We start from the raw sequence: 8,251 nt of genomic DNA on the forward strand, positions 1-8,251 counted from the left end.
GTGGCGTCACCCCTTGACCGCGCCGAGCATCACGCCGCGGACGAAGTACCGTTGGACGAAGGGGTAGACCGCCAGGATCGGCAGGGTGGTCAGCACGATCGTCACGGCCTGCAAAGTGGCCGCGGCCTGCACGACATCGGCCTCGGCGGCCCCCGCCTCCTGCGCGTCGGTGGCACCCACGATCAGGTTGCGCAGGTACACGGTGACCGGCAACAGTTCCTGCCGGTCCATGTAGAGAAACGCGCTGAACCACGAGTTCCAGAACGCCACCGCGTAGAAGAGCACCATCGTCGCGATGATCGCCTTCGACAACGGCAGCACGATCCGCAGCAGGATGCCGTACGTGTTCAGCCCGTCGACCGCCGCGGCCTCCTCCAACTCGGTCGGCAGGCTTTCGAAGAACGCCTTCATGACCAACAGGTTGAACACGCTTATGGCGTTGGGGACCACGACTGCCCAGATGGTGTTCTTCATGCCCAGGCTGGTGACCAGCACGTAGTTGGGGATCAGGCCGCCGGTGAAGAACATGGTGAACAGCGCGATGCCGACCAGGACGCCGCGCCCCTTGAGCTGCGGCTTCGACAGCACGTACGCGTAACAGGTGGTCAGCACGATCGAGATGAGCGTGGCGACCACCGTGTACACCACTGTGTTGCGGTAGTTCGTCCAGAACATCGGGTCGGACATCACCAGCTTGTACGCGGTGATGTTGAAGCCGCGCGGGACGATGCTCACCCTTCCCGTGATGATGTACGCCTCGTCGCTGAGCGAGCGGGACACGATGTTGAGGAACGGGAACAGCGTCACGATCACGACGCCGATCAGGACGACCGTGTTGACGATCCGGAAGATCCGGTAACCCCGACTGTCCACCGGGCCCCGCGTCTTCGGGGCGTCGCTCTTGGCACCGAGGATCACCACAGGCTCGTCCCCACCGTGCGCCGGGAGATGAGGTTCGCCGTCAGGACCAGGATCAACCCGATCACCGCCTCGAAGAGGCCGATGGCCGCGGCGTAGCTGAAGTTGCTGGACTGGAAGCCCATCCGGAACAGATAGGTGGAGACCACGTCCGCCGTCGGGTAGGTAAGCGGGTTGTAGAGCAGCAGGATCTTCTCGAACCCGACCGCCAGGAAGCTGCCGATGTTGAGGATCAGCAGCGTCATCATCGTCGGCCGGATCCCCGGCAACGTCACGTGCCAGGTCTGCCGCAGCCGGCTGGCGCCGTCGATCCGGGCAGCCTCGTACAGGTCCTCGTCGATGGTGGTGAGGGCGGCCAGGTAGAGGATGGTGCCCCAGCCGACGGTCTGCCAGACCTCGGACGAGACGTAGATGGTGCGGAACCACTCCGGTTTCTGCAGGAACGCCACCGGGTCGCCACCGAACAGGCCGACGAGTTGGTTGGCCGCGCCGTCGACCGAGGTCAACTGCATGACCATCGCCGCCACGATCACGATCGACAGGAAGTGCGGCAGGTAGGACACCGACTGCACGAACCGCTTGAACCGGCGGGCGCGCACCTCGTTGAGCATCAGCGCCAGCACGATCGGCAACGGGAAGCAGAACAGCAGGGTAAGCGTCCCGAGCACCAGCGTGTTGGTGAAGACCTCCCAGAACGTCGGGTCGCTCAGGAACATCCGGAAGTACCGCAGACCGACCCAGTACTCACCGAAGACGCTGCCGCCCGGCTTGAACCGGCGGAACGCGATGACGTTCCCGAGCATCGGTAGATACCTGAAGATCAGGAAGAACAGCAGCGGCAGGACGGCCAGCGAGTAGAGCTGCCAGTCCCGGCGCAGCGCCTGCCGCCAGCTCCGGCGGCGACGCGGCGCCCGCGGGGCGGGGCTCGCCGCCTCCGCCGGTGACCGGGGTGGCGCCGGCGGTGGTGGCCGTAAAGTCGATGTCATCCTCGGCCCCTCCTAGGCGGAATGCGGGACGGCCACGAGGGGCTCCACCCGCACCGACGTGAGCAGTTCCCGCTGGTGGCCGACCTGGCGCTCGACGCCGGTCAGCCGCAGCGCCAGGGTCGCCACCGCGTCGCCGCTCGACCGGCCGAAGCGCAGCTCCACCTCGCCGGGCTCGACGATCCGCCGGCCGGACAACCCGCTGAACGAGGCCAGGTCGGCCGGTACGCCGAACGTCACGTGTGCCGCCTCGCCGGGCTCCAGCGGCAGTCGCGTGTAGCCGACCAGCCGGACCACCGGGCGGGTCGTCTGCGCGACCGGGTCGTGCAGGTAGAGCTGCACCACCTCGGTGCCGGCACGGTCACCGGTGTTGGTGACGGTGATCCGCACCCGCACCTCGCCGTCGACCGGCCAGGCCGCCGGGGTGTCAGGCGTCTCGTCGGCCGGATCGACCACAGTGGCGTCGGACCACTCGAAGGTGGTGTAGCTCAGCCCGTGGCCGAACGGGTACGCCGGGGTGGGGTCCACCGAGGAGACCTTGTTGCGACGACCGAGCGGCGGCGCCAGGTAGGTGCTCGGCAGTCCGCCGGCGTCGCGGGGAACACTGACCGGCAACCGTCCGGACGGGTTCACCGCGCCGGTGAGCACCTCGGCGAGCGCCTGCCCGCCGAGCTGCCCGAGGAAGAACGCCTGCACCACGGCCGCCGCGGTGTCGAACTCCGGGCCGAGCGCGTACGGCCGACCGGTCATCAGCACCAGGACGACAGGGGTGCCGGTGGCGAGGACGGCCCGGACGAGTTCAGCCTGTACGCCGGGCAGCCGCAGGTCGGCGGCGTCGCAGCCCTCGCCGGAGGTGCCCCGGCCGAACATTCCCGCGCGGTCGCCGACGGCGAGCACGCACACGTCGGCGGCGGCTGCCGCGGCGACCGCGGCCGGAATGCCTGAGGTGTCCGCACCGGTGATGGCGCAGCCCGGCTCGTGGCTGAGCAGCGGGACGCGTCGGGCCAGCTCGTCGCGCAGGGAGGGGATCTCCAGGCCGAGCCCGTGGTCGCCGTGGTGGATGCCCACGTGGTTGGGGAAGGAGTAGCAGCCGAGCATGGCCATCGGGTCGTCGGCGACCGGGCCGACCAGGGCGACGCGGGTACCGACGGGCAGCGGGAGGACGCCGGTGTTGCGCAGCAGGACGACTGACTCCCAGGCCAGGCGTAGGGCCACGTCCTGGCTGACCTCGTCGTCGAGTCGCAGGGAAGCCACGTCGTCTGGCAGTTCCCGCCAGTCCTCGTCGAGCAGGCCGATCTCGATCTTCTGGATCAGCACCCGCCGCAGCGCCCGGTCGACGAGCGCCTCGTCGACGTCGCCGCGGCGTACCGCCTCGACCAGCGGGGCGCCGAAGGCGTCCACGGTGGGCAGCTCGACGTCGATCCCGGCCCGCAGGGCGAGCCGGGCGGCGTCGGCGGCGTCGGCGGCGACACCGTGCAGGGTCTGCAGGAAACGGACGGCGAAGTAGTCGGCGACCACGAGGCCGGTGAAGCCCCACTCGTCGCGCAGCAGGCCGGTCAGCAGGTCCTCGTCGGCGGCGACGGGCAGACCGTCGATCTCGGCGTAGGAGTTCATCACCGAGCGGGCGCCCCCGAGACGCAGGGCCATCTCGAACGGCGGCAGGATCACGTCGGTCAACTCGCGACGACCCATCGGCACCGGCGCGTGGTTGCGCCCGCCCCGGGAGGCGGAGTAGCCGGCGAAGTGCTTGAGGGTCGCGACGATTCCCGCGCCCTCCAGGCCCCGCACGTACGCGGCACCGGTCGTCCCCACCAGGTAGGGGTCTTCGCCGATCGTCTCCTCGGTACGGCCCCAGCGGTAGTCGCGGGTGACGTCGAGGACCGGCGCGAGCCCCTGGTGCACGCCCGCGGCGCGCATGGAGCGCCCGATCCGGTCGGCCATCGCCTCGACCAGCTCGGGGTCGAAGGACGCGCCCCAGCTCAGCGGGGTGGGGTAGACGGTGGCCCGCCAGGCCGCGAACCCGGTGAGGCACTCCTCGTGCACCTGCGCCGGAATGCCGAACCGGCTGGCGGCGACGATCTGCGCCTGGGAGGCGGCGAGCGACCGGGCGCCGAGCACCGGGTCGACCGGCGCGGTGCCGAACGGCCGGGTGAGCTGACCCAACCCGTGCTGGATGAGGCTGCTCCACTCAGGAAGTTCGGTGATCATGTCGGACTGGTGTGGGGCGACGCCCTCACCGGAGGCGTCCGCGCCGACCCAGATCCCGATGAGCTGCGCGACCTTCTCTTCGAGTGTCATCAACGGCAGGAGCGCCTCGGCCCGTTCGGTCGGCGACAGCCGCGGATCGCGCCAGGGCGCGGCGTCGCTGTGCACGGGCAACTGACTTCTCATGCCATGACCCCTTAGCTCCGGCCACATCCCCGTGTCCTGGTGGAACCAGGTCCGTGGCGGACGTTCACGCGATCCGAAACTTTCCGGAAGCCTGCGCAACCTTTTCGGCAACCTAAGTGCCCCATCGATGGGTGTCAAGGGTCCCAGTGGGACTCCGGCGGCTGTTCCCTGCACACGGTGATCCCACCGTCGGCACACCGTCGCAAATCCACCGGAGAATGACGCGCGAACGGACCGGACGACTGCCGCAACGGCTGGCGTGATCGGCCGATCGTGTTAAGGTCTCCCGAAAATTTCGGATGCTGTATGGGGCTGCGATGACAGAGCACCGCCCGCTCGACCCACCCGCCTCCACCACCATCGCGACAATCGCCCACGACGTCGGCGTCTCGGTCGCCACGGTGTCCAAGGTGCTCAACGGACGTGGTGATGTCGCCCCCGGCACCAGAGCGCGGGTGGAGGCGAGCCTCGACCGCCACCAGTACCAACGCCGCACCCGGCGACCCTCGACCAGCGGGGGGCGGATCGACCTCGTGTTCCACGAGTTCGACACCGGGTGGGCCATGGAGATCCTGCGTGGTGTCGAGGCGGTCACCAGCGCGGCCGGCGTCGGCCTGTCGGTCGCCCAGCTCAACGGCGCGCATCGGCCCCCGGCCCGATGGCTGGACGCGATCCTCGCCGACCGCCCGTTGGGCGTGGTGTTCGTCCTCTCCCACCTGGCCGAGGCCCAACAGCAGCATCTGCGGCGTCAGGGCATACCGTTCGTCGTCGTCGACACCGACAGCGCCACCTCGGCCTCCGTGCCGACCGTCGGGTCGAACAACTGGAACGGCGGCCTGCTGGCCGCCCGGCACCTCCTGGAGTTGGGGCACCGGCGGATCGCCATCATCTCCGGGCCGCCGGATGTGCTCTGCAGCCGGGCCCGCGCTGCCGGCTTCCAGTCGGCCCACGACGAAGCCGGGCTCGCGGTCGACCGTGAGCTGATCCGCTACGGCAGCTTCTCCGCGGGAGCCGGGCACGCCCACGGGCTGGAACTGCTCCGCCTGCCGTCCCGACCCACGGCGATCTTCGCCGGCTCCGACATCCAGGCCATGGGGGTGCTGCGGGCCGCCCGCCAGTGCGGCCTGCGAGTGCCCGAGGACCTGTCGGTGATCGGGTACGACAACCTGCCGGTCTCCACCTGGACCGACCCGGCCCTCACCACGATCAACCAGCCGTTGCGCGACATGGCGGGCATCGCCACCCAGATGCTGCTCGACCTGACCAGGGGCAACGAGCCAGCGACCAGCCGGATCGACCTGGTGACCGAGTTGGTCGTCCGGGAGAGCACCGCACCCCCCGCCAGCCCGCACTGACCCGAGCCCCTGCGAGGACCCGTGCCCCACGCCGCCACCCTGCTCGACGATCTGAAGCGGTACGCGCCCGAGGTCGTCGAGCCTGACGACTTCGACGAGTTCTGGCGCGACACCCTCACCGAGGCGACCGCCCGGCCGGTGCTCGTCGACGTCCGCCCCGAGTCCACCGACCTGCGGCTGCTCGACTCCTGGGACGTCACGTTCGCGGGCTTCGGCGGCGACCCCGTCCGGGCCTGGTACACCCGCCCCGCCGGGGCATCGGGGCCACTGCCCGCCGTCGTCGAGTACGCCGGCTACGGCCGTGGTCGCGGCCTGCCCCACGAGCGGCTGACCTGGCCCACGGCCGGGTACGCCCACCTGCTGATGGACAACCGGGGCCAGGCGGGTCAGTACGGTGCCGGGGACACCCCCGACCCGCACGGCGCACCCGGTGGGCCCTGGCCGGCCACCTGGGGAATCCTCGACCCGCGCGACTACCACTACCGGCGTCTGATCACCGACGCGGTCCGGGCGGTCGAGGCGGTCCGCGCTCTGCCGGGGGTCGACGGCACCCGGGTCGCCGTGGTCGGCAACAGCCAGGGCGGCGGCCTCGCCCTGGCGGTCGCCGGCCTGGTCGGCGATCTCGGCGCGGTGCTGACCACGGCCCCGTTCCTCTGCGACATGCGGCGGGCCGTCCAGCTCAGCGAACCCGCGCCGTACGGCGAGATCGCCCGCTACCTGGCCGTGCACCGGGAGGCCGAGGACGCGGTGTGGCGCACCCTGTCCTACGTCGACGGGGTGAGCTTCGCCCGACGCGCGACGGCGCCTGCGCATTTCGGGATCGGGCTGCGGGACACCGTCTGCCCGCCGAGCACCGGCTTCGCCGCCTACAACCAGTACGGTGCGGCGGCCCGGCCGCCGGTTCCGCCCGCACGCGAGATGCACGTCTACCCGTTCAACGGTCACGAGGGCGGCGAGGCCGTGCACGTCCGACGTCAGCTACGTTGGCTCGGCTCGATGCTGCACCCGGCCGGAACGTGAGCACCGCCCGGGTCGATACTCATAGCCGGACGCCGATCTATTGCCGTTGTTAGCGATAACACGTTAGGGTGCCTCAGGCGAGGTGCAGGGCACACTTCCGCCACGGTTCATCGGCCTGTCACGTCCGGCCATCGATGAGCAGTGTCAGCGGCAGCGCCACGACCACCAGTGCAGACGTCCGGGTTCCTGGTCGTACCGCGCGGCCCGCTCCCCCGCGTACCGCGTCCTGGCGGTGACCGTCCTCCTGGTGGCCGCTGTGGTCGCGCACCCTCACCACCAGAGGAAGTCCCATGAGCAGTGCAACGCTCGGCCATCCCGTCCCTCCGTCACCCCCCGCCACCGCGACGACGCCGAGGCCCCGACGAGCCCGCCTGTGGTGGGCGGCCCTGGCCGCCGTCGCAGCCGTGGCCGCGGCCGTACCGATCGCGACCACTCCCGCGAGCGCGGAGTCCAACGGGGGCGTACGCGTGATGCCCCTCGGCGACTCGATCACCGACGGGTTCAACGTCCCGGGTGGATACCGAATCGAGCTCTGGCAGCGGTTCACGGCAGGTGGTTACCGGATCGACTTCGTCGGCTCGCAGTTCAACGGCCCGGCCAGTCTCGGCGACCACGACCACCAGGGCCATTCCGGATGGACCATCGCCCAGATCGACGCCAACGTCGTCACCTGGTTGCGGGCCACGAATCCCCGGACCGTGCTGCTGCACATCGGCACCAACGACATGTACGGCGACACCTCCGGCGCCCCGGGCCGGCTGGCCGCCCTGGTCGACCGGATCACCAACACCGCCCCGAACGCGGACGTGTTCGTCGCGACGATCATCCCGAAGTCGGGCGCGGACAACCAGGTCCGGGGGTACAACGCCGCGATTCCCGGGATCGTGCAGACCCGGGCCGCCGCCGGCAAACGCGTGCACCTGGTCGACATGTACCGCGCCCTGACGCTCAGCGACCTCGCCGACGGGGTGCACCCCAACGCGACCGGCTATCGCAAGATGGCCGTGGCCTGGTACGACGCTCTCCGGTCGGTGCCCGGCAGCATCGGCGGCGACACGCCTCCGACCACGGCTCCACCCACCACGGCTCCGCCGACCACCGCGCCGCCGACCACCGCTCCACCCACCACTCCCCCGCCGTCCGGCGGGTGTCGCGTCGCGTACACGGTCAACGCCTGGGGCAACGGTCTCACCGCATCCGTCTCGGTGACCAACACGGGCAGCACGCCGGTCAACGGTTGGGCTCTGGCGTTCACGCTGCCCAGCGGGCAGACCATCACCAGCGGCTGGAATGCCAGCTACTCCCCGTCGAGCGGGGCGGTGACCGCTCGCAACGTCTCCTACAACTCGACCATCGCGGCGAACACCTCGGTCGACATCGGCTTCCAGGCAACCCACACCGGCAATTCCGGCCAGCCGTCCGCGTTCACCCTCAACGGCACCGCCTGCGCGGTCGCCTGACATCTCCCTCGCGGTGCCGGGCAGCACGACGTTCGCGGGGGCGCTGGCGACACACCGTCGACCGGTGGTCAACCTGGTGATCCAGGCCGCCCTGCTGGCGGTCGCGATCGGCCTGGTCGACGAT

General features: G+C 70.4%; 6 protein-coding genes. 3 read left to right on the top strand and 3 right to left on the bottom strand.

Annotated elements, in window-relative coordinates; translation table 11 throughout:
* Positions 1–6: 6 nt before the first annotated feature.
* The 3 genes from AB0F61_RS32655 to AB0F61_RS32665 are packed head-to-tail and all read right to left on the bottom strand — an operon-like array spanning position 7 to position 4,292.
* Positions 7–918, bottom strand: a complete 912-nt coding sequence (locus AB0F61_RS32655; RefSeq protein WP_357817798.1) for a carbohydrate ABC transporter permease — start codon at positions 916–918, stop codon at positions 7–9.
* Positions 915–1,904, bottom strand: a complete 990-nt coding sequence (locus tag AB0F61_RS32660; protein WP_357817801.1) for an ABC transporter permease subunit — start codon at positions 1,902–1,904, stop codon at positions 915–917. Before AB0F61_RS32660 ends, AB0F61_RS32655 begins: the two co-directional genes overlap by 4 nt.
* A 12-nt stretch (positions 1,905–1,916) precedes the next feature.
* Positions 1,917–4,292, bottom strand: coding sequence for a glycoside hydrolase family 3 N-terminal domain-containing protein (locus AB0F61_RS32665; RefSeq protein WP_357817804.1), 2,376 nt, complete (start codon positions 4,290–4,292; stop codon positions 1,917–1,919).
* A gap of 317 nt (positions 4,293–4,609) precedes the next feature.
* Between AB0F61_RS32665 and AB0F61_RS32670 the strand changes: the two genes are divergently transcribed.
* The 3 genes from AB0F61_RS32670 (at position 4,610) to AB0F61_RS32680 (ending at position 8,127) form a co-directional block, all read left to right on the top strand.
* Positions 4,610–5,647, top strand: coding sequence for a LacI family DNA-binding transcriptional regulator (locus AB0F61_RS32670; protein WP_357817807.1), 1,038 nt, complete (start codon positions 4,610–4,612; stop codon positions 5,645–5,647).
* Between the two features lie 21 nt (positions 5,648–5,668).
* The gene (locus AB0F61_RS32675; RefSeq protein WP_357817810.1) at positions 5,669–6,667 is read left to right on the top strand and encodes an acetylxylan esterase; all 999 of its coding nucleotides are present in this window, start codon (positions 5,669–5,671) and stop codon (positions 6,665–6,667) included.
* A 290-nt stretch (positions 6,668–6,957) separates the two neighbouring features.
* Positions 6,958–8,127, top strand: a complete 1,170-nt coding sequence (locus AB0F61_RS32680) for a cellulose binding domain-containing protein (protein ID WP_357817813.1) — start codon at positions 6,958–6,960, stop codon at positions 8,125–8,127.
* Positions 8,128–8,251: the final 124 nt, after the last annotated feature.

This window comes from Micromonospora sp. NPDC023888, assembly GCF_040639415.1.
Taxonomy (GTDB): Bacteria; Actinomycetota; Actinomycetes; order Mycobacteriales; family Micromonosporaceae; genus Micromonospora.